This window comes from Paraburkholderia sp. RL18-101-BIB-B (genome assembly GCF_046026985.1).
Taxonomy (GTDB): domain Bacteria; phylum Pseudomonadota; class Gammaproteobacteria; order Burkholderiales; family Burkholderiaceae; genus Paraburkholderia.
In genome coordinates this window covers 12,220-33,827 of the sequence record NZ_JARESV010000056.1, presented here as the reverse complement: position 1 = coordinate 33,827, position 21,608 = coordinate 12,220, and the positions used below count along the sequence as shown (strand labels likewise).

Here is a 21,608-nt window from a genome sequence, read left to right as displayed (position 1 = left end):
CACGCGCAGTGGCTGTGAACTGCACGCGAGGCCTCGCGTACGTTGCGCGCAGATGTTCAACAAAGACGCCCGCCCCTCGAAACGATCCAGCCCAGATCCTGCGGATCCACACGCGGTGTCGAAGCCGCCCTGCCCCCATGGTCAGTTTCGCGAGTCAGTGCGAGACCCGCGCCAGCACGAGCACGTAGAGCGCAGACGCTGCGAGCTGCACAAGTGTCACAGGCAGTCCATAGCGCAGAAACGTCGCGAACGTCACGGGCCTGCCTTCGCGTGCGCAGATACCCGCCGATACGATGTTCGCGGCCGCACCGATGAGTGTGGCGTTGCCTCCGAGCGTCGCGCCGAACATCATCCCGACGAACACCGGAATGGTGACTGGCGGCCACTGGGTGAACTGGTCGGACAACGCAATGTCGGGTACGAACTCCGCCGCCACCAGGTATCCCTTGACCATCACAATGGACGCCGCTGCAACCGGTACGTTGGCGAGCAACGACGACAGCAGTCCAATTCCGGCAATCATCACCAGAGCGACGAGCGACAACTGGGTGCCGAATTGCTGATAGAGCTGGAGTGCCATGACCTGAAGCAGACCCGTCCTGGTCATCGCCTGAACCAGACAGAAAACCGCGCCGAGGAACACCAGTGTCTTCCAGTCGACCTCCCGCAGCACGCTATCGGTAGACTCGACCCTGGACGCGTAGCCGACCAGCAACGCCAGTGCGCTGGCAATCAGTGCAACCGCCGGCGGAACGATGCGCGTGGGCAAGTCCTCGCCGAACACGAACAGCGCCATCATCGTCGCGAGCACGACGAGCGACACGCCCGCATAAATAGGCCGCTGGAGCCGCGCACGCGGCTCACGGGGCGGCAAGGTCCGCCGGATCTGCCATATGTCGCGCATCAGGAGCGGAAGCATCGGCACCACGACCCCAACGGCGACGACACCGCCCAGGCTGACGCGCCGAAGGTACTCTCCAAACGTCATGCCGATCGAACTGCCGACGAGGAACGTCGCCGGATCGCCGACCAGCGTGAGCAGTCCGGCTGAGTTGCTGACGATGGCGGTCAGCACCATCGGAGCAACGATGTCCACCTCGAGCGCCACGGCCACCCGGATGATGATGGGGGCCAGCAGGACGACCGTGGTCGCGTTCGGCAGGAACGCGCACAGCGGCGCGACAATCGCAATCAGGAGCAGCAGGAAGCGCTTACCGCTTCCGCCGGTGGCCTGAAGATACAGGTCGCCGACCAGGTCGAACAGACCCGTGGATGACAGGATGCGCGCGACCACCATGCCGCCGAACAACAGACTGATCGGACCCGCGGCGGTTCGGGCCGCGCTCAGCATGTCCTGTTCGTCGAGTATGCGCAGCGCGATCAGAACGCTCACGCCGACAAGCGCGGCGACGGCCATATCGATCACGTTGAACGCGATCACCAGTATGACCGTCGCGAACACGCCGAGGACAATATAGACCTGCAGTTCGCTCATGACGCGCCTCGCTGGGTTCAGCGCATCGGCGGCGCATACATCAGCCCGCCATGCGTCCACGATTCGTTGATCCCGCGTTCGAGCCGCAGCGGACTGCGCGCGCCGAGGTTTCGGTCAAACATCTCTCCATAGTGACCGGCGCTTCGCAACGCCCGAAGTGTCCACTCGGGTTCGACACCGATCGCGCGGGCGACTGTATCGTCGGGAACAAGCGCCTGCCGAACAAGGGGATCGCTCATCCGTTCCTGCACGTTCTCAGAGGTCACGCCCAGTTCTTCTGCTGCGATCAGCGTGAACAGCACCCAGCGCACGAGAATCAGCCAGGAGACGTCACCGCCCTGGACAACCGGGCCAAGTGGCTGTTTCGAGATCCGCTCCGGAAGGATGACGACCGATGCCGCGCCGCCTGGCGCATGCAAGCGTATGGCAGTCAGATAGGACGCGTCGGCCGTGTATGCGCTGCAACGCCCGGCGAAGAACGCCTGTTCCAGTTCAATCGCGGATTTCAGCACGAGCGGCTTGATGTCGAGCCCGTTCGCCGCCGAGTAGGCAAGCAGATGTTCTTCGGTGGACGTGTCCTTCTGTACGCACACCGTGGCACCCTTGAGCGAGGCAACCGACTGTGCTCCGCCCCGCCCCGGCACCATGAATGCCTGGCTGTCGTAAAACAGAACACCCGCGAACTGGACCTTGAGAGCCCCTTCACGAAGCAGGGTCCACGTTGTGTTGCGCGCGAGCAGATCGACCTCACCCGTCAAAAGCGCCGGAAAACGCGCTGACGCCGTGAGCGGAACAAATGCGACCCGTGCGGGGTCGCCGAGGGCGGCGGCCGCCACGGCGCGGCAGAAGTCGACATCGATACCCGACCAGTGTCCCGCGGCATCCCGTACGGAAAAGCCGACAATCCCCTCGCTAACGCCGCAGCGCAGCGCACCGCGCGCCTTCGCAATCATCAGGGTTTGCCCGTCCGCCGCTTCGACTCGCGACGGCAGGCACATCACAGCGAGCAGCAGCAGCCATATCGCCCTCACGATTCGGCCTGTCGTTGCCATGACGTCATCCCTCCGTCCGTGTGGCGTGATGCTGTGCGCGATGTTCTATTCACCCTCATCGTCGAACGAACGCCTGAGGTGAGGTTCAGGATGTCCTGATTTCGTTCGAAAGCGGTTGGCCCGTTTCGAACTCGGTGACGCTTCGCAGGGTTGTTTGGCAAATCGTCGTCACGGCTTCACGCGTGAGGAACGCCTGATGACCGGTAACGATGACATTCGGGAACGAGATCAGGCGTTGAAGCACATCGTCGGTAATGATGGTGCTGGAAAGGTCGCGAAAAAAAAGTTCTGCTTCCTGCTCGTACACGTCGAGCGCCGCCCCTCCCAGTTGCCCGCTTTTGAGTGCCTCGATCAGCGCTTCGGTGTCCACCAGCCCACCACGACTGGTATTGACCAGCAATGCCCCGCGCTTTGCCCTGCCCAGACTGTCGGCATTGATGATGTGAAAGGTTTCCGGAGTCAGCGGGCAGTGCAGCGAAATGATGTCCGCGCTCGAACCAATTTCCAGCGGACGCGCGTAGCTGGCACCTAACGCCTCGAATTCGGGTGACGGGAATTTGTCGTAGCCGATGACCTTGCATCCAAAACCAAGCATGATCCTGGTGAAGACACGGCCAATCTTGCCTGTACCGACCACGGCCACTGTCTTGCCGCAAAAATCAAAACCCATCAGCCCGTCCAGCGCAAAATTGGAATCTCGCGTTCGGTTATAGGCCCGGTGGATCCGCCGATTGATCGCCAGCAGCAATGCAACCGCATGCTCCGCAACCGAGTTGGGCGAGTAATCCACGACTCGAACCACCCTCACCCCGAGACGGTCGGCGGCTTTGAGATCCACGTTATTGAAGCCGGTGCAGCGCAGCGCGACGAGGCGTGTTCCCCCGCGCTTGAGTGCGTCGAGGACCGCTGCATCCGCAGTGTCGTTGACGAAGATACAGACGGCGTCATTGCCCGTGGCAAGTTCGACGGTTTCCAGTTCTAACGGGTCGTCGAAGTATTTGAGTTGATGGCCCTCGGTAACGTTCGCGGCATTGAGAAATTCGCGATCGTAGGGCTTGGCGCTGAATACGGCAATTTTCATCGCGTGTCTCCCGGTTTCATGGAGGTCCGGCTTTTCGCCAAAAGCCTGGTCGGCTATCCACCGACCAATGCAACAGCGATCTGCGCGAACAGGATTTTCACAATAGTCATCGAAGGAAAAATCATTGCGTAACCGACGTCCGGCCTGTCTGTGGGAGCAACGCGATTGGCGAAGGCCAGGATGGCCGGATTCCCCGTCGCGCCGCTGATGATTCCCACCGTCGCGTCAAACGGCAGCTTGAAAACCCACAGGCAGAAGAACGCTGTAATCAGCACCAGTGCGAGAAGAATCGCCACGCCACAGAGGAGAAACGAAATGCCGGTCGCGCCGACTGTCGCAAAGAACTTCGGCCCGGAAGCGATCCCCACCTGGGCGAGAAAGATCGTCAGGCCGAAATTGCGCAGGACCAGATTGGCCGAGAGAGGCATGGTCCAGACGAATGGTGGAGAGCGGCGAATCTTGCCGAGGTAGAGCGCAACCAGCAGCAGCGCAGCCAGCCCCAGGGTCAGCTTGCCGACCCCCGGAATAGGGATCGGGATCATGCCGATGAGTAGTCCCACGGCTGCGCCGGCGCCGATGGAGATGAAGCTTAGCTCCGCGGTGCCCTTGATAGAGTCGCCGAAGAATCTACGGATCGCCTTCATCTGAGCTCGATTGGCGAGCAGGCCGACCCGGTCGCCGAACTCGAGGATCAGGTCGGAACTGGGCAAGATGTCGGCATCACCTCTACGTACATGAGCAATCGAGCAGATCACGCCTTCAGGGAAGGCGATGTCCCGAAGCGATCGCCCCACCACGGCCCGGCTCGACGCAAATACGCGCGCATAGTCGAGATCCTCCCGGTGACTGGTCATCCTCCCCGGCTGCAGTTCTCCGACAAGAGCGGCTGCGTCCTTGAGCATCGCGGGGTCCATAGAAGTGGCAAGCAGGACATCATCCGTGTGCAGGACGAGGTCGTCCCCAGGCAGGAGATTGTGGTGTTCGCGACGCACGGCCGCGATTGCCACACCGGCCGGCAGTCGTGCCGTCAACTCGGAAAACCTGAGACCGATGAATGCGCCGTTTTTCAGCGCAATTTCAGCGGTTTCTATGAGCTTTTCCGGCGGCTGCTCGACCTTCACTTTTAGCAGTGCGCTAAGCATGTAAATGAGCAGGATGGGACCTGCAACGCCGAACGGGTAGGCTACGCTATAGCCGACAGCGGCGCCGTCGCTTTTTGTCGCTGCGATGATCGCCTGCAAGGTCGCTGTGCTGGTACCCGAGCCCGCGAACATCCCGAGTGATTCATCGAGTTTGACGCCAAACATCGGAACGAGAGCCAAAGACACGAATCCCGCGCCAACGACTCCCAGAGCGGCTGCCGCATTGGCGCGCAGTCCATCGGCGCTGGTGAGGCCCTTAAAGAACTGGGCCCCGTACTGGATGCCGATGCCATAAAGAAATAGCAGCAAACCAAGGGTTCCGAGAAGGGCAGGCGGTGACGACTTGGGTGCGAATCCTCCGATCACCAGTCCCACGAAGAGGACCGCGCCCGATCCGAGCGAGACGCCCTTTATGCTGAACTCGCCCACGACATAACCCAATCCGATAGTCAGGAACAGCGTGAACAACGGCTGAGTTTCGAGCAGAGCCCTGAGTGTATCCATAACGGCCTCGTTGTTAGACGACCGGCACGATAGCGCGACGATGCGAAGAAGAACTTACTCCCACGTGCTCAGGATTCGATCGGGCTGCCGTGTCTGCATGGCATGTGCACGCGGTGTGCTGCTCGACGGATACTGGCAGCGCCTGACACCGGTCAGGGCAAGGCCGGCTTGAGCGAATAATGTTCGATGCTGGGACCCCGCGCGACAATGGCCGCACTCTTTCGAATTTCCTCCCGAGCGCCGGGCAGGTCGATCAGCGAGTGTTGAGCACCGCACAGCACGGTCTCAAGCTGAATGGGATCGCCTGTCCAAGCCAGCCGGCGACACATGGGAAACCGTGGCGCATCCGTGAACAAGCCCGCCAACATTCCAATACGGCAACACCGGCGCCCGGTGTTCCGACAGCCGCTGGAAATGCCACATCGAGCGGCGTGTGCCTGGTGCGATGGCGGCGATCGAACCGAACCATGCCGGTGACATGGCGACCTTCGGATCGGCTGACTACGAGCAGACGCTTGCAGCATACGGCGTTCGATGTGGCGACGATATTGGACCAAGGTTGTATGGCGTTGCTTCACGCCGAAGCCTACATTGGTAGGGGATCTTCGGAAAATTACTCAGGTCAACGTGCGCATGGAGACATGGTAATGGCGAAGACACAAGCGAAAAAAGACCCGTCCGGGGCAGACAAAACGCTCTCCTACAAGGAGTATCGGAAGGCGTTGTTCCAGTTGCATGTCGAACTGGTCAGGCTCCAGGAATGGGTGATTCAAACAGGCAGCAAGATCTGCATCGTTTTCGAAGGACGCGATGGCGCGGGCAAGGGCGGCACCATCAAGGCGATCACCGAGCGTGTGAGTCCACGCATTTTTCGCGTCGTCGCGCTGCCCGCGCCGAGCGAGCGCGAAAAGAGCCAGATGTACGTGCAACGCTACCTGCCCTACCTGCCCGCCGCTGGAGAAGTCGTGATCTTCGACCGCAGCTGGTACAACCGCGCGGGAGTCGAGCGGGTGATGGGTTTCTGCTCCGATGAGGACGTGCAGAGCTTCTTCAAGGCGGTGCCGCTCGTCGAACGGGCGATCGTCGGATCCGGCGTCATCCTGCTCAAATACTGGCTCGAAGTCAGCCCCGAGGAACAGACCCGCCGTCTTGAAGCACGCATCCACGACGGGCGCAAGGTGTGGAAGCTCACGGATATGGACCTGAAATCCTATAGCCGCTGGTATGACTACTCGCGTGCGCGCGACGCAATGTTCGAGGCCTCGGACACCGAGATCGCTCCGTGGTACGTGGCGAATTCGAATGACAAACGTCGCGCGCGGCTCAACATCATCAGCGATATGCTTCACCGGATTCCCTACGCGGCGATGCCTCGCCAGAAAGTGACGCTTCCCAAGCGGCAAAAAACGGAAGGCTATGAGGAACCGGACTATCCGTTCAAGTACATCGCTGAGCGATTCTGACCTCGGGAGCTCACTGTAGACGAAGGCCATCGTTGCCATGAAACAGGAACAGTCGTCCCGCCGGGAAAAGCGAAATGGACCTCCACTAAGGCGGTCGGCCGGCAGCGTCCGCCTGCCCTTCCCGGAATGGATTGGCGACTACAGGGCAGCGTGGCTGAGGCCCGACATCATTGCCGGCCTGACGCTAGCCGCGGTGGTGATCCCGAAGGCACTGGCGTATGCGACCATTGCCGGCCTTCCGGTTCAGGTCGGGCTATACACCGCCTTCGTTCCCATGTTGATCTACGCTTTGCTGGGATCTTCGCGTGTCCTCAGCGTGAGTACGACGACCACGATCGCAATCCTGGTCGCGGCGGCACTCGGCGGTGTGGCGTCCGCGAACGATCCGGCCAGCCTGCTGACGGCTTCGGCGACGCTGACATGCCTGGTAGGGGCGATTCTTATCGTAGCGAGACTGCTGCGGCTGGGCTTCATCGCGAATTTTATTTCCGAACCGGTGCTCATTGGCTTCAAGGCCGGCATCGGAATTGTCATCGTCGTGGACCAGGTGCCGAAGCTACTCGGCATCCATTTTCAGAAAGGCGCGCTGTTTCACAACCTGCTCGCCATCGTTCATGAGATCCCGCAAACGTCCTGGGCAACAGTGGCCGTCGGCGCGGTCATGATCGTCCTGCTGGTCGCCATGGAGCGCTTCCTCCCCCGTGCGCCCGCACCCCTGGTCGCGGTGGCGGCCGGCATTGCCGCCGTGAAACTGTTCGCCTTGCCGGCGTATGGTGTGGCGACGGTGGGCCACGTCCCCACGGGACTGCCTCCCTTTACGCCGCCGGATCTGCAGATGGTGACGATGCTTTGGCCCCCTGCGCTGGGCATAGCACTCATGAGCTTTACCGAATCCATCGCGGCAGGACGGGCGTTTGCGCAAAGCGGCGAGCCGACTCCACAGCCGAACAGGGAATTGCTGTCGACGGGACTGGCAAACCTCGGCGGCGCTTTCTTCGGCGCCATGGCCGCTGGCGGCGGGACGACGCAGACCGCGGTGAACCGGCTCTCGGGTGGGCGATCCCAACTTTCCGGACTGGTCACCTCGCTAGCCGCGCTCGGCACAATGCTCGTTCTGGCACCGCTCATCGGGTTGATGCCGGAGGCGACACTGGCAGCGGTGGTCATCGTCTATTCGATCGGACTGATCAAGCCGGCTGAATTCCGGGAGATCCTCAAGGTACGTCGCACGGAGTTCATCTGGGCGCTGGTCGCGCTGGTCGGCGTGGCCGTGGTCGGCACGCTCGAAGGGATTGTCGTCGCGATCATCGTGTCGCTGGCCGCGCTCGCTCATCAGATGTCGGACCCGCCGGTTTATGTACTGGGCAGGAAGCCCGGCACGAACGTCTTCCGTCCGCGCTCGACCGACAACCCCGCCGACGAGACCTTCCCCGGCCTACTGATGCTGAGGCCGCAGGGACGCATTTTCTTTGCCAATGCCATGCGCGTCGGAGAGAAGCTGAGACTGCTAATTGCCGAGCCCAAACCGAAAGTGGTGGTGCTCGATCTCTCTGCTGTATTCGACTTCGAATACACGGCATTAAAGATGCTGACCGATGCGGAAAGGAAAATTCGTGAGGAGCAGGGAGTCGTGCTCTGGCTCGTCGGTCTCAATCCCGACGTGCTTGCGATGGTGCGGCGCTGTCCGCTGGGAGAGGCGCTCGGGAACGACAGGATGTTTTTCAATATGGACATGGCGGTTGCCAGGTATCAGACCGACCAGGCTCACGATTAACACCACCCATCCAAATCGAGAAAGCGACACGTTAGATTGACCGCACGTCGCGTGCTTGGCGCGAGGCTTCGCCCTACCCTGGCCTCGCTCATCGTCCCATACGACGGTCGTAGCTGCGCGAGATGCGCTGAAGCAAAGTCGGGTCGCGTGCGTCACTGGAGTCGAACCGCACCTGTACGCTCCCATCGGCCTGCTGGCGCACGCCGGCCGTCACGATGACGCTGCCGAAATTTCCAACGACGGTGCCGTTCGCCGGATCCTGTACGGTAATGGCCAGGCCTTCGTCGCGCATGGCGCCTGCCGCGGCGGCAAACGAGCGATCGTAACTGGCTGGCGTCATCACCACCGTGCCGGCGGGGACCGCGTAGTAAGGGCATGCCGATAGCGCGACGAGCACGCCGCAGGCAGCCGCGAGTAGAAGAAGGCGCATCAATGTGCCACCTGCGCCCACCCGGGGCCGGGGTCGAATGACTGCATCGCCGCAGCTTTCTTCGCGCTGTCGGGGCCAAGATCACGCTCGTAGACCTGCCCGTCGTGACTGACCATGAAGCTCTTGATGCCGGTATCCCCGTAGCGAACAGGCCAGGCAACGACGGCGAAGCCGCCAAAGAGCTTGCCCTTGGCAACGTAGTCGTACGCCCCGCCAAGGGCGTGAGGGCCCTGCGACGTGAGCAGCTTGTAGTGGTAGCCGTAATAGCCTGCCTGCCCGGTGCGCGCGCCCGCCGTCACGAAGGCGGCCCCAAGCGGGCTTGGCTTGTCATCGGGGCCGGTTGGCCAGTACAGGCCGTCCTGCTTGCCGGGCGAGCTCGACAGCTTCTTCGCATAGGCGAGCACGCCACTGCCGTCATGGTCCGTCTCGGCGTATTCGCGCTGCGCATCGTAGACCGCCAGCATTGTCTGGATGACGGCAAGCTCGTTTCGGCCAATGCGGCGCAAGCGCATTTCCTCGACTCCGGCGCGCGTGTCGAAATGCCAGCCTTTGGCCGATTTCACGATGGGGATGGGCAGAGTCCAGCCATCGTTGCCCACCAGGATGTCGGCACGTTCGCTGTCCGTCGCCTGAATCGCATGCGACGTGTCCCAAGCCTTCAGAAAGCGGCTTCGGATCTCGGCGCCGACCGGAGGGATGAGTTCCCGAAAGTCGACGCCCAGCAAAGCCCTTAAACTTGCCTCGTCGTTATTGGCAACAGCGTGGCCGAACGCCGTCATCGCCTCTTCCGGCGACTTGAAGTCCGTCTGCGCGTATGCAGCAGGAGGCGCCCCGAAGCAGAGTGCCAGCGCAACCACGACTGAACCGCCGATCGCGGCGAGCCGAGCCGCAGGAAATCGTAGTAATGACTTCATGCTCGTGCCTCCCTAGCGTCTGCCACGTCCGCCACCACCCGAGCGCATCCCGCCCCCGCCGCCCGATCTGTTGAAGCCCGAAGACCGCGCGCTGGCTTGGCCCCGGTTGAAGTCTCGCTGTGAGGCGCCACCGCCACCCACACCCTGGAAGGCACTGTCGCGCCCGGCTCCGGTACCGGCCCGATCGGACACTGCCGCGCGATTGCCGGCACCGGCAGTATTCCCTCCGTCAGCACGATTGCCGACGCCTCCAGTCGGCCCTCCACCAGCGCGGTCGCCCACGCCGGCGTTGTTCGCGCCACCTGCGCGGTCGCCTACGCCGGCGTTGTTCGCGCCACCTGCGCGGTCGCCTACGCCAGCGTTGTTCGCGCCACCTGCGCGGTCGCCTACGCCGGCGTTGTTCGCGCCACCTGCGCGGTCGCCTACGCCGGCGTTGTTCGCGCCACCTGCGCGGTCGCCTACGCCGGCATTGTTCGCGCCGCCCGCGCGGTTGCCGGCGCCGGCCCGGTCGCCTGCGTCACCGGTGCGGCCACGGAAGTCACCGCGCGCGTCGGCGCCGGAGACATTATTGGCGAACTTCTCGCGGGACGCGTTATCCCGGTAGGCGACGCCCTGACGATGGCTGGCATCATGCTGCCACTTGCCGCCGCCCTGAACTTTGGTGCGATCAAAGTTGCGATCGATATTGGCGGCCTTGTTGACGTTGATATTGACGTCTCCACCACCCCAGTTGCAGTTGCCGAAGATTGCTCCCGCCGCGGCAAGGCCGACGCCCCAGGCAAATCCAGTGGCGAGTGCGGCGCCGGGATAGTAAGCCGGGGACGGTGGCCAGTAGTACGGAGGATAGGTCGGATAGCTCCATGCGCCGTACACAACGGTCGGGTTGTAGGCCGGCACGTAGATCACCTCCGGGTTCGCCGGTTCGATGCGCACGATGGTCTGCGCGGCTTGCCCACCCGCCGGCGCAGGCTCCGAGATCACCTTCTGTTGCTCATTGGACTTCAGGTTGCCCGATTTCTCAGCGCGCGAGCGCAGTCGCTGTACCGCAGCGAGCACGTCGCTTTCCTGCGCGAGGAAGGCGTCGCCCAGTTTCTGGGTCCAGTCGAGCTTGTCGTTCATCGGCTCGAGTACCTGCGGAAACGCGACCAGCGATTTCACGCTGACATCCCAAGGCTGCCCCTCTACCGCCTTCACTGCGGCGTCACCTTTGATGTTCGGATTGGACTTGACCCAGCGCGCGGCATGCACGATCTCCAGTGGATAGGTGGAGGCCATCAGTACCTGAGATAAAAGAGAGTCGGGATAGAGTGCGATTGGTGCAACCAGCGCCTCGATCTCCTCTGGCTTGAAGGTCGGCTGCTGCGGTGGACTCTGGGCGCTCACCCCGCTCGAACCCATCATCACGACAGCGACGAACCATATGCAGACCGCTTGCGACAGTCTTTCACTCCACCGATTCATGGCTACTCCCTCCAACCCACAACCGCGCGAACATCGGTCGTTTGCATCGCCCATGCCTGGCACGGGGTAGTGTTATTTTTCGAAGCTGTGGACTTTTCCCCTTCGATGGATAGATGACGGGTCGCTGAGCGGCAACCGAACTGGTCTATTAATCCACGCCGCTATGGGCCGCAGCAATGGCTTCGTCGCGGACCTTTGCCGCAGCTGCCTTCTGCTCGTTGTAGACTCTTTTCGCTGCGCTGACTTTCCGGTCATACGCTCTGTTGGCTGCGGCAACCTGCTGATGCATCTTCACGATCTCATCCGAATTGCCGCCTGATGCCGCGTTCGCCGCGGGCCCACTGGCAGTCTGTGCCCAACTCGTCGTGGCAAGCACGCCGGTGCACAGCAGGAACGTTGCAATGATTTTCTTCACGGGAACCTCGAACTGGACGGGTTGCAGGGCGACGGTAGGCCGACCGGCCAAATTCGCTCCGCCAGGTGAAAACCATGACTTCGACCGCCAGAACGACGGACGTCAGTCACCTGTATGGAAACGTAATTTCGAACCGCGTGATCTTTTTGCCTCGCGGGCCTCTCACACTTCATTATCGGACACGGGATTGTTCAGTGACAATGAGCCTTTGGTCCCATACTGGCCCGACGCAAAATGTAAGGATCAGTTGGCTGCCACAGTACGCAGCTTTGCGCACAGTCCCAGGAAACAGATCCTGCGGGACGGTTCGTACGGCCTGCCAATCTGCGATTCTGCGTTGCAGCGAGACGTCGCCCTTCCTGGTCGATCCGCTTTTTTGATCGCCTCGTCCCACTTCGGAAATGCTGCCGCTTCTCGATGGAAGGGAACTGAAATATTCGATAAACCGTGCGACCAAAGTCTTATTGTCCGTACCCACGTCATGGTTGATCATTTAGGAATCTAAATGGATTCAACGACCATTCGGATGAACGGCATCGCGACTGTTTTTTTTCATGGTAGCGAGACGCCTGTGTCATTCAGTTCGCAGGCCCGTGTCATTCAAGCGACACCAATCCGGTTAAGTATGGAAAGCCTCGACGATCAGCGTTCCGCAAGCCTTTAGATCGAGTTCGAACGCAATCGTCGGGGTCAACGAGACCGGCGCTGGCCGGCATGCCGTACGTTCGCCTGAAACGCCCTGATCTTCTTGGGATGTCGAGCCGGATTCGTTCACCCGTAGCGGAGGAAAAGCCATGGCCGCGGAAGTTGTGGATGTGACGGAGCAAGTACGTTTGAACGAAGCGCGCGAGGCACAAATCCCGTGGAAAAAGTGGGGGCCTTATCTAAGTGAGAGGCAGTGGGGAACGGTCAGAGAGGACTATAGCGATAACGGCGACGCCTGGAATTACTTCACTCATGACGAGGCGCGCTCACGCGCCTACAAGTGGGGAGAGGACGGACTCGGCGGACTGTGCGACGACCAGCAACGGCTGTGCTTTGCACTGGCGCTATGGAACGAGCGCGACCCGATTCTGAAGGAGCGCCTCTTCGGCCTCACGAATGGCGAGGGCAACCATGGAGAGGACGTCAAGGAGTATTACTTCTACCTCGACAGCACGCCCACCCACTCCTACATGAAGTACCTCTACAAGTACCCGCAGCGGGAGTATCCCTACCGGGACCTGGTCGAGACCAACGGGAAGCGTTCACGGGAAGAGTTTGAGTACGAGTTGCTCGATACCGGTGTCTTCGACGATGACCGGTATTTCGATGTATTCGTCGAATACGCAAAGGCAGATCCTGACGACATCCTTGTCCGGATTTCGGTGCACAACCGCGGGCCGGAGCGCGTCCCGTTAAGAGTATTGCCAACGCTATGGTTCCGCAATACCTGGTCCTGGGGAGACGATGCCCGCAAGCCGTCGCTGTGTGAAGATGGAGCGGGTACGATTTGCGGAACCCATCATGAACTGGGCCAGTACTGGCTCTATTGCGAGGGAGATCCGGAGTCGTTGTTTACCGAGAACGAGAGTAATGCGCAGCATCTGTGGGGCGAGCCCAACGCGTCTCCTTACGTCAAGGATGCTTTTCACAACTACATTATCTCGAAGCAGACCGACGCGGTAAGTCCAGCAAAGACGGGAACGAAGGCCGCCGCTCACTATATCGTCGAGTTGGCTGGTGGGGAAAGCAGGACGCTCCGCCTACGGCTGACGGCAACCAGAATGAACGAGCCCTTCGACGGTTTCGACGGGATATTCGAGAGCCGGATCGCCGACGCCGATGAGTTTTACCAACGGATTGCACCAAAATCGCTGACAGACGATCAACGCCGAGTGCACCGCCAGGCGCTGGCAGGCATGTTATGGAGCAAGCAGTATTACTACTTCGATCTGGACAAGTGGCTGCGTGAGCACAAGAGCCATCCTTTGCTCGAGACCGCCCGTCGCGATGTGCGCAACACAGACTGGTTCCACATGTTGAACGCCGACGTGATCTCCATGCCGGACAAGTGGGAATATCCTTGGTACGCGGCCTGGGATCTGGCCTTCCACACTATCTCGCTGGCGCTGGTGGATTTCGATTTCGCCAAGGAGCAACTGCTGCTGATGCTGCGAAGCCTGTACTTCCATCCGAGCGGGCAGATTCCGGCTTACGAGTGGAACTTCAGCGACGTGAATCCGCCGGTGCACGCCGCCGCGACACTCTGGCTATACAAATACGAGAAACAGCTGGGCCGGGCTGATCCGCGGTTCCTCGAGCGATCGTTTCAGGGTTTGATGCTCAATTTCAACTGGTGGGTCAATCGCAAGGACCCCAGCGGACGCAACGTCTTCGCCGGCGGCTTTCTCGGTCTCGACAACATCGGTGTCTTCGACCGCAGCGCGCAGCTTCCGACCGGTGGGGTGCTGGAGCAGGCGGACGGCACGGCGTGGATGGCGTTTTATTGCCAGAACATGCTGGAGATGGCCATCATCCTGTCCGAGTACGATCCCATCTACGAAGAGATCGCCTTCAAGTTTGTCCGGCATTTTATGTGGATTGCCTATGCGATGGACCGCCGCGGCGAACATCACGACGAGATGTGGGACGAGGAAGACGGCTTTTTCTATGATCTACTGCGCCTCCCTGACGGCCAGGCGACCCGCTTGAAAGTGAGGTCGATGGTAGGACTGTTGCCGCTGTGCGCGTCGACGGTGTTCGAAGCGGATTCCGCCACTCGCTATCCGAAGCTGATGGAACTGATGGCTCAGTTTCGAACACGTCACCCCGAGTTGATTGCCCAGATTGCCCCGACGGAAGCGGGTTTCATCGGCTATAAGGAAAGGCGCCTGTTGTCTATCCTCAATAAAAAGAAACTCGAGCGTGTGCTCGGTTATCTTCTCGACGAGAACGAATTTCTTGGGCCACACGGCATTCGTTCGCTCTCGCGCTATCACCTGGAGCATCCGTTCGTTCTCAATGTCGGTGGGCAGGAATACAAAGTACAGTACCTGCCTGCCGAATCGAATACCGGCATGTTCGGAGGCAATTCCAACTGGCGCGGTCCGGTCTGGATGCCGGTCAATATGCTCATCGTTCGGGCGCTGGTGAATCTGTACAGCTTCTACGGCGACGAGTTCAAGGTTCAATGTCCCACGGGTACCGGGCCACAGATGACACTGTTCGAGGTAGCCCAGGAGATTGTTCGGCGGCTCACCGGCACGTTCTTGCGAGATGAGCATGGACAAAGGCCGGTCTATGGCGGATCGGCGAAATTTCAGCACGATCCGCACTGGCGCGATCTGATCCTGTTCTACGAGTACTTCCACGGTGACAACGGCGCGGGCCTTGGCGCCAGCCACCAGACCGGATGGACGGGGCTGGCGGCCCCTCTCCTCGATCTGTTTGGACGCATCGATGCAAAGTCTCTGCTTGAAACAGAACGCGTGCAGCTAATGGCAAGAGTCGTCAAAGAACAGATTGGCGGAGAAGCCGCAAATCAAAGGTGACGGAGCAACCATTTCCGACGTACGTTTCCGGGCGTTGTCTTAGCCAGTACACGTATCTGATTCAGTGCGTTATCTCGCGCATCGTTGCTCAAAAAGGCGCTGCACAATTGTTGAAAGATTGCTAATCCACCAGGCTCGCGATCCAGTCAAAAAAATGCGGCGTCGTCTCAATCCGGAGGCCGACGCCGCTCAAAACATCACACGCTCGCGGGGGTCTAGCCGCACGAGTGAACACAAATTAGCCGGTCAGAAAATTGACCTCAAGATGAAAGAACTGCTTTTGTAACTGGCGGCCAGGTAGTTATTACGTCGGACGTAAACCGCGGCCGAATAGAAACGTTGCGCCATCTGCGCTGAAAATCGTATGAATTGAAGCGCCCGCAACTGATAATTTACATACGCAGAGGTTTTGTTACAGTCGACGCGGTGCTCGCAATACGACGACGGCCTTTAATCAATTGGCCACATGTTCGGGCTTCCCTTCTCTCGTAATCACGATCAGCATCAGGCGCCGGTTTCCATGCAGCGGCGTGCCGCAACGACGCGTTCCAGCGTCACCTGCGCGTTGCCCGCCGAACCGACGCCAAGCGCCTGCGCGGCGGCATACGATAGATCGATGATCCGTCCGCGCACGAACGGGCCGCGATCGTTGATGCGAACGATCACCGAGCGCGCGCCGCCGAGCGCCGTCACGCGCACGCAGGCGCCCAACGGCAGAGTGCGATGCGCCGCGGTGAGCGCGTGCATGTCGTAGCGCTCGCCACTCGCGGTGCGGCGTCCGTGGAACCGCTTGCCGTACCACGTTGCTATGCCCGTTTGCCGGAAAGTGTTGCCGCACGCGCAGACGGGCGTGGTCGATGCGGCATCGTCGTTCGCCAAAGGACCAGGTGACGATCCCTCGCTCGCAGTGTCCGATGCGCGCGATGTGTCGATGTCGCCGGTTCGTGCCGCATGTGGTGTTGTTGCACGTTGACCATTGCGTGCGGCGGCAGCGCCGCCACTGAGCGATTCGCGACCGACACCGGGCTGCGCACATCCGGCAAGCATGAGCAACGCGCCGAGCAGCAAGACTGTCGACGCGCGCCGGCCCGTGCCAAAGCAATGTAGATAGAAATTCATAAGCATCACGTCGCGCGGCGCACTGCATGCGGCAGGCTCCGCGTCGCGTTCGAGTTCAAGGTCAAGGTCAGATGAGCGGCGAGGCCGCGAACGCGCCGCGTTACTGGCGTTTCGGGAGGTACTTGAGCGGATCGACCGGTTTGCCGTCCGCGCGCACTTCGAAGCGCAGCGATGCCTGGCCTTTGTCGTCCGCGCCCATTTCTGCGATCACCTCGCCTGCCTTGACGTCCGTGCCTTCCTTGACGAGCAACGCGCGGTTGTTGCCGTATGCGGTCAACACATGCGCGTCGTGCTTGATGATGATCAGCTTGCCGTACGCCGCGATCCGGCCTCCCGCATAAACCACGCGGCCGCCCGATGCCGCCCGCACCGGTTCGCCGACGCGCCCGCCCATCACGATCCCCTTCGTCTTGCCCGACACGAACGGCGCGGTCACGGCGCCACTCACGGGCCACGCGAGTCGTGCCTTTGTGGACGCAGCCTCGCTCGGGCTATCCGCGAAGAGCGCGCGCGCTTGCGCGAGTGAGTTCGATGGCGCGCTGGCTGCGGGCGAGGCACCGGCACCCAGCGGCGGCGCGACGCGCAGCACCTGGCCGACACGCAGGCCGTCAGCGGGCGACAAGCGGTTCCACTGCGCGAGTGCCGAAGCCTCGCGACCGAACGCCTTGGAAACGCCGATCTGCGTGTCGCCGGGATTGACGCGGTAGAAGCCGGCAGGGACTTGCGAAATGGATGCGGGCGTAGGAAAAGGCGCAGGCGCGGACACGCGCGCCGGCGCGTCAACGGCATAGACCGGAGCGGCCGGCTGTGCTCCCGGTCTGGCCAGCGCGCAACCCGCCAACGACGCGGCCAGCAACAGCGCGAATAGCATGGAAGAGCCCGATTTGGCAAAGCGGGACGAACAGATTTTCATCGGGGAGATCCGGGTAAATCGCGTGGGTGGCTAGCCGCGCTTGCCGCGACTGCAGGCATGCGGTGTGGTGTCGGCGTGCGTTGCTATTGCGGCCAGCTATTCATTCGGTGGCGCGCGTGACGGTTCTCGCAAAGCATCGGCATCCGTGGTTCGTCGCGTGGTCCAACGGGCAACAAGCGGCGCGCGTGCAAGCGATGCGTGATTGCAGCTCGCATCGATTTGCCGCTGATCTTTCGCCTCACGCCTCGCGATTCCAACAGCGATGAAGGACGGGCCGACGACCTGCATCGGCCCGCATCCTCACATCGTCGGCCGATGCTTACGGCTTGATTGGCGCCGCGTCGTCATTCGACGCAGCCTGATGGCGATGCGCGTGCTTGTGATGCTTCTTCTTGTGGTGATGCTTCGCAGCCGGCGCCGAGGCTTCCTGCGTAGCCACGCCTGCTTGCGACGATGCGTCGACCGGCGTGGATGCCTGGGCGAATGCGCCGATAGAGAACAGACCCGCGACGGTAACGGCGAAAATGTGCTTCTTCATGGATGGTATTTCCTTAACGAACTGCGTTGACTGACCGCTTCACGGCCGCGTGTTCAACGAGTGTCAGGACAAAGCGTTGACGGCATCGCCGGGAACAGGACGTTCCTTGACCACTTGTCACGCTTTCGCTCACGGCACCATCAAAATTGGAGATATTTGAGCGCCCGCGAACGGGCGTAACGTCGCGCGGCGCGGCATGCGCGCCGGACGTTTCGAGATGGATTCTGGAACGCCCGTTCTTACCGGCCGCCTTCGATCTCAGGCATCGGCGCGAACAGCGCGTCGAGATCGTCGTCCGAGAACTTGGCGGCGCCGGCGGCGTCTTCGGAAAGAATGCTGTCCGCAAGCCCGGCCTTCTGCTCCTGTAACTCCACGATCTTTTCCTCGATGCTGCCCGCCGCAATCAGCTTGTAGACGAACACGGGCTTGTCCTGCCCGAGCCGATGCGCGCGATCGGTTGCCTGATTCTCTGCCGCCGGATTCCACCACGGGTCGTAGTGGATCACCGTGTCGGCGGCGGTCAGGTTCAGGCCGACACCGCCCGCCTTGAGGCTGATCAGGAACAGCGGCACCTCGCCCTGCTGAAAACGCTCGACCGGCGTGACGCGGTCTGTCGTGTCACCGGTGAGAATCACATAGGGAATCGCGGCTTCTTCGAGCGCTTCAGCAATCAGCGCCAACATGCCCGTGAACTGCGAGAACAGCAGCACGCGGCGCCCTTCCTCGATCAGTTCCGGCAGCATCGACAGGAGCAGGTCGAGCTTGGCCGAACGCATGGCGCGCGCGCCCTTCTCGACCCGGTCCGTTCTGTCGCGTTTCTCGCCTGCCTCACCCGCCTCGCCGGCCGCCTTGAGCGTCCGGACAAGTCGCGGATCGCAGCACACCTGGCGCAGCTTCAGCAAGGCATCGAGCACGATGATGTGGCTGCGCGCGAGACCTTGCGCGCTGACGGCGGCGCGCACTTTCTCCTGCATCGCCGTGCGCACGGTTTCGTAGAGATCGCGTTGCGCGCCTTCCAGGTCCACCGAGCACAGGATCGTGGTCTTGGCCGGCAGCTCCTTGGCGACCTCGTCCTTGCGACGGCGCAGCATGAACGGCCGGATGCGGCGCGCCAGCAACGCGCGGCGCACGCCGTCGCCATTCTTCTCGATCGGATTGCGCCAGCGTTTGGTGAAGTCTTTCTGGCTGCCGAGAAAGCCCGGCAACAGAAAATCGAACTGCGACCACAGCTCGCCGAGATGATTCTCCAGCGGCGTGCCCGTCAGACACAGCCGATGCGACGCGCGCAGCCCGCGAATCGCCTGCGCGGCTTTGGTGGTGGCGTTCTTCACGTACTGCGCTTCGTCGAGGATCAGCAAGTGATAGTCATGCTCGGCGAGCACCTTCTGATCGCGCCATAGCAGCGCGTACGTGGTCAGAATCAGTTCGTGCCCGGCGATCTGTTCGAAGCGCTCCTTGCGCTGCGGACCGTTGAGCACCAGCACCTTGAGTTCGGGTGCGAAGCGGCGCGCTTCTTCGCGCCAGTTGTGCACGAGCGTGGTCGGCACGACGATCAGCGCCGGCCGCGTCAGACGGCCCGCTTCTTTTTCCGCGAGGATATGCGCGAGCGTCTGCACGGTCTTGCCCAGACCCATGTCGTCGGCGAGCACGCCGGCGAGGTTCTGCTCGCGCAAAAACTGCATCCAGTTCAGGCCTTGGTGCTGATAGGTCCGTAGTTCGGCCTTCAGGCCGCGCGGCACCGGCACCTCGCGCAAACCCGGCCCGGCTTGCAGACGCTGCGCGAGTTGCCGGATCGAATCTTCGCCACGAAATTGCCAGCGGCCCGTGCCGTTCAACGCTTCCAGTCGACCGGCGTCGACGGATGCCACGCGCAGCGGCGCACCCTCCGCGAGCGAGCCGCCTAGCGCGTCGAACAGATCGACGAGTACACGCACCACCGGCTTCAGACGGTTGGCGCGCAAGCGCAGACGCTTGTTCTCCTCGGTCTTCAGCTCGATCGGTTCGTCGTCGGCGATGCTTTCGAGCGCGCCGCTCAGCCAGCGGCGGTCGCGCCGGAACAGGTCGGCGAGCAGCGGCTCGAGCCGCACGTTGCGCTCGCCGATGCGGATGCCCATCTCCAGATCGAACCAGCCGTCGCCGGCCTGATGCGCGGTGCCTTCGATCGCGTCGATCTCGATGACGTTGTAGCGGAACTCCGGCGCCATCGTCACGCGCCAGCCTTTGCTCACGAGGTCGGGCACGGCGTCGTTGACGAACGCTGACCACGCCTCGGCATCGGGCAGGCCGAGCATGGTGTCGGGCAGCAGGCGCGATGCGTAGACCCGGCTGGTCGGCACCTTCTGCAAACCCGTCTTGCGCAGTTCGAGCAGACGTTTTTTCTCGGCCTCGTAGCGGCGGCGGATATGAATCACGTCGCCACCCGGCATCGGCACGAGCGTCACGCTGCTGTCCACGTTGATGCTCACGCCGTCGTAATCGAAACTCACGCCGGCCAACTCGACCGCTCCGGATTGACGCAGCCCCGCCTTGCTCGCCGACGACGGCAGCGCATGACTGTTGAGCGAGAGCACCGGCACGGGCTCGACGTCGATCACGCGGATAGCGGACGCGTCGTGCGTGGGCGGCAGCGGCAACTCGGGCGCGATCTCGCGCAGCACCGAGGCGACCAACGGCGCTTCGGCGAGCGAGATCGGCGGCATGGCGAGGTAGTCGGGCAACTGCTGGAACGGCAGCGACGACTGAACGATGCCCGCCTCATTCGCGACGCCGTCCACGTACCAGACCGGCTCGGTCGGCAGCACCATGCTGGCGCGCGGCTCGGTGCACAGCACGGGCCGCAGGCGCTCGTCGGCGAGCGGCTCCCATTCGATCCGGCCGGGCCGGTCGGCGCCGCGCGAGAGCGCTGTTGGTCCTGCTTGACCGGGCGCGGGATTGAAGTCGACGAAAAGCCGCCCCGTCGCGATCAGTTTCTGCAGCATCTCCGCGCCGCTCGTGCCGCGCAGGATGAACTGGCCGAAGTCCTCACGGGAGCGGCCGAGCCACAGGCCGCGCAGGATCGACAGATCTTCGTCGGAGACGAATTTCGGCTGCTTGAGCAGCGCTGTCTCGACATTGCCCCAAGGTTCGTCCACTTCGACAACCGCGCCGTCCGGATTGCAGCGCGCGCGGTACAGCACCACCTCGTGGCGCATGTGGAAGTTGGACCAGTTCAGCCGGTATGCGAGCGTCTGGGTGCGCGGGGCGCTCGCCTTCTGGGCGTCGGCATCCGCAGCCTCGGCGCGGGCGCGAAAACGTTCGAGCCAACTGACCAGTTCGGGCCGCACGCCTGAAGGCTGTCCCATGTGCGCCATCGGCTTCGGCGGCAGGTCGCGCGCCGAGTCGCCGTCGTCGAGTTCGACATGGGTGATGTGGTCCATCTCGTCGTGATAGTCGAGCTCGGCGAGCAGCAGCGCGGCGACATGCTTGCAGTTGCGGCCGACCGGACACGTGCAGTCGCTCTGCGCCCAAGGGGAACCGCCGTCGGTGCGAAACCGTACCCGCGTTTTGTAGGGAAGCGTCCGCGTGCCCTGCACGTCGCCGCTCAGCGTGGCGCCGTGCCATTTCACATTGGCGATGGGGCCGACCGAGCGCGCTTTGGCGACGGTGTGGTCCCCCAGCCATTCTGCAATCCGTTCCCGATCAAAGAAAACTGACGACATCAGCGTCCAATCCTATTCAAGCCGGCTTGGGCAAGCGCGCGGACAGAATCAGCTCGACAGAGCGCGGCTGGCGCCG

General features: G+C 62.0%; 15 protein-coding genes. 3 read left to right on the top strand and 12 right to left on the bottom strand.

The window, feature by feature from the left end; genetic code table 11:
* Positions 1 to 154: 154 nt before the first annotated feature.
* The 4 genes from P0D73_RS39915 to P0D73_RS39900 form a co-directional block, all read right to left on the bottom strand.
* Entirely contained in the window at positions 155 to 1,495 is a 1,341-nt protein-coding gene (locus P0D73_RS39915; protein ID WP_408435491.1) for an ArsB/NhaD family transporter, read from the bottom strand.
* Between the two features lie 17 nt (positions 1,496 to 1,512).
* Complete coding sequence (locus tag P0D73_RS39910) at positions 1,513 to 2,547, bottom strand: amino acid ABC transporter substrate-binding protein (protein ID WP_408435489.1); 1,035 nt, start codon at positions 2,545 to 2,547, stop codon at positions 1,513 to 1,515.
* Between the two features lie 85 nt (positions 2,548 to 2,632).
* Positions 2,633 to 3,628, bottom strand: a complete 996-nt coding sequence (locus P0D73_RS39905; RefSeq protein WP_408181882.1) for a 2-hydroxyacid dehydrogenase — start codon at positions 3,626 to 3,628, stop codon at positions 2,633 to 2,635.
* A gap of 53 nt (positions 3,629 to 3,681) precedes the next feature.
* Positions 3,682 to 5,274, bottom strand: a complete 1,593-nt coding sequence (locus P0D73_RS39900) for an aspartate:alanine exchanger family transporter (protein WP_408181883.1) — start codon at positions 5,272 to 5,274, stop codon at positions 3,682 to 3,684.
* A gap of 647 nt (positions 5,275 to 5,921) precedes the next feature.
* On the opposite strand from P0D73_RS39900, the gene ppk2 reads away from it, so the two are divergent.
* Together ppk2 and P0D73_RS39890 are read left to right on the top strand one after the other, a co-directional pair.
* The gene (gene ppk2 / locus P0D73_RS39895) at positions 5,922 to 6,737 is read left to right on the top strand and encodes a polyphosphate kinase 2 (protein WP_408435487.1); all 816 of its coding nucleotides are present in this window, start codon (positions 5,922 to 5,924) and stop codon (positions 6,735 to 6,737) included.
* Positions 6,738 to 6,774: 37 nt separating this feature from the next.
* Positions 6,775 to 8,511, top strand: coding sequence for a SulP family inorganic anion transporter (locus P0D73_RS39890; RefSeq protein ID WP_408181886.1), 1,737 nt, complete (start codon positions 6,775 to 6,777; stop codon positions 8,509 to 8,511).
* Between the two features lie 88 nt (positions 8,512 to 8,599).
* Here P0D73_RS39890 and P0D73_RS39885 read toward each other — a convergent pair whose 3' ends face one another.
* From P0D73_RS39885 to P0D73_RS39870, 4 genes are all read right to left on the bottom strand, one after another.
* On the bottom strand, positions 8,600 to 8,941 hold the full coding sequence (locus tag P0D73_RS39885; RefSeq protein ID WP_408181887.1) for a hypothetical protein: 342 nt from the start codon (positions 8,939 to 8,941) through the stop codon (positions 8,600 to 8,602).
* Complete coding sequence (locus P0D73_RS39880) at positions 8,941 to 9,855, bottom strand: DUF2950 domain-containing protein (RefSeq protein WP_408289529.1); 915 nt, start codon at positions 9,853 to 9,855, stop codon at positions 8,941 to 8,943. The genes P0D73_RS39885 and P0D73_RS39880 overlap by 1 nt, the downstream gene beginning before the upstream one ends.
* A gap of 12 nt (positions 9,856 to 9,867) precedes the next feature.
* A complete protein-coding gene (locus P0D73_RS39875) occupies positions 9,868 to 11,316 on the bottom strand; it encodes a DUF3300 domain-containing protein (protein WP_408435485.1) in 1,449 nt (482 codons plus the stop codon).
* Positions 11,317 to 11,464: 148 nt separating this feature from the next.
* Complete coding sequence (locus tag P0D73_RS39870) at positions 11,465 to 11,731, bottom strand: hypothetical protein (protein ID WP_408435483.1); 267 nt, start codon at positions 11,729 to 11,731, stop codon at positions 11,465 to 11,467.
* Between the two features lie 794 nt (positions 11,732 to 12,525).
* Between P0D73_RS39870 and P0D73_RS39865 the strand changes: the two genes are divergently transcribed.
* Positions 12,526 to 15,264: an MGH1-like glycoside hydrolase domain-containing protein gene (locus P0D73_RS39865; RefSeq protein ID WP_408435481.1), complete on the top strand. Its 2,739-nt coding sequence runs from the start codon at positions 12,526 to 12,528 to the stop codon at positions 15,262 to 15,264.
* A 504-nt stretch (positions 15,265 to 15,768) separates the two neighbouring features.
* Here P0D73_RS39865 and P0D73_RS39860 read toward each other — a convergent pair.
* The 4 genes from P0D73_RS39860 to P0D73_RS39845 all read right to left on the bottom strand — a co-directional run bounded on the left by P0D73_RS39860 (position 15,769) and on the right by P0D73_RS39845 (position 21,532).
* On the bottom strand, positions 15,769 to 16,383 hold the full coding sequence (locus P0D73_RS39860; RefSeq protein ID WP_408435479.1) for a septal ring lytic transglycosylase RlpA family protein: 615 nt from the start codon (positions 16,381 to 16,383) through the stop codon (positions 15,769 to 15,771).
* 100 nt (positions 16,384 to 16,483) lie between these two features.
* Entirely contained in the window at positions 16,484 to 17,296 is an 813-nt protein-coding gene (locus P0D73_RS39855) for a peptidoglycan DD-metalloendopeptidase family protein (RefSeq protein ID WP_408435477.1), read from the bottom strand.
* 319 nt (positions 17,297 to 17,615) lie between these two features.
* Entirely contained in the window at positions 17,616 to 17,834 is a 219-nt protein-coding gene (locus P0D73_RS39850; protein ID WP_408289513.1) for a hypothetical protein, read from the bottom strand.
* Positions 17,835 to 18,073: 239 nt separating this feature from the next.
* The gene (locus P0D73_RS39845; RefSeq protein ID WP_132383071.1) at positions 18,074 to 21,532 is read right to left on the bottom strand and encodes a DEAD/DEAH box helicase; all 3,459 of its coding nucleotides are present in this window, start codon (positions 21,530 to 21,532) and stop codon (positions 18,074 to 18,076) included.
* Positions 21,533 to 21,608: the final 76 nt, after the last annotated feature.

Coding starts and splice junctions, on each gene's coding strand:
- P0D73_RS39915 (WP_408435491.1), bottom strand. CDS start 1,495: ATGAGCGAACTGCAGGTCTATATTGTCCTCGGCGTGTTCGCGACGGTC.
- P0D73_RS39910 (WP_408435489.1), bottom strand. CDS start 2,547: ATGGCAACGACAGGCCGAATCGTGAGGGCGATATGGCTGCTGCTGCTC.
- P0D73_RS39905 (WP_408181882.1), bottom strand. CDS start 3,628: ATGAAAATTGCCGTATTCAGCGCCAAGCCCTACGATCGCGAATTTCTC.
- P0D73_RS39900 (WP_408181883.1), bottom strand. CDS start 5,274: ATGGATACACTCAGGGCTCTGCTCGAAACTCAGCCGTTGTTCACGCTG.
- ppk2 (WP_408435487.1), top strand. CDS start 5,922: ATGGCGAAGACACAAGCGAAAAAAGACCCGTCCGGGGCAGACAAAACG.
- P0D73_RS39890 (WP_408181886.1), top strand. CDS start 6,775: ATGAAACAGGAACAGTCGTCCCGCCGGGAAAAGCGAAATGGACCTCCA.
- P0D73_RS39885 (WP_408181887.1), bottom strand. CDS start 8,941: ATGCGCCTTCTTCTACTCGCGGCTGCCTGCGGCGTGCTCGTCGCGCTA.
- P0D73_RS39880 (WP_408289529.1), bottom strand. CDS start 9,855: ATGAAGTCATTACTACGATTTCCTGCGGCTCGGCTCGCCGCGATCGGC.
- P0D73_RS39875 (WP_408435485.1), bottom strand. CDS start 11,316: ATGAATCGGTGGAGTGAAAGACTGTCGCAAGCGGTCTGCATATGGTTC.
- P0D73_RS39865 (WP_408435481.1), top strand. CDS start 12,526: ATGGCCGCGGAAGTTGTGGATGTGACGGAGCAAGTACGTTTGAACGAA.
- P0D73_RS39860 (WP_408435479.1), bottom strand. CDS start 16,383: ATGAATTTCTATCTACATTGCTTTGGCACGGGCCGGCGCGCGTCGACA.
- P0D73_RS39855 (WP_408435477.1), bottom strand. CDS start 17,296: ATGAAAATCTGTTCGTCCCGCTTTGCCAAATCGGGCTCTTCCATGCTA.
- P0D73_RS39850 (WP_408289513.1), bottom strand. CDS start 17,834: ATGAAGAAGCACATTTTCGCCGTTACCGTCGCGGGTCTGTTCTCTATC.
- P0D73_RS39845 (WP_132383071.1), bottom strand. CDS start 21,532: ATGTCGTCAGTTTTCTTTGATCGGGAACGGATTGCAGAATGGCTGGGG.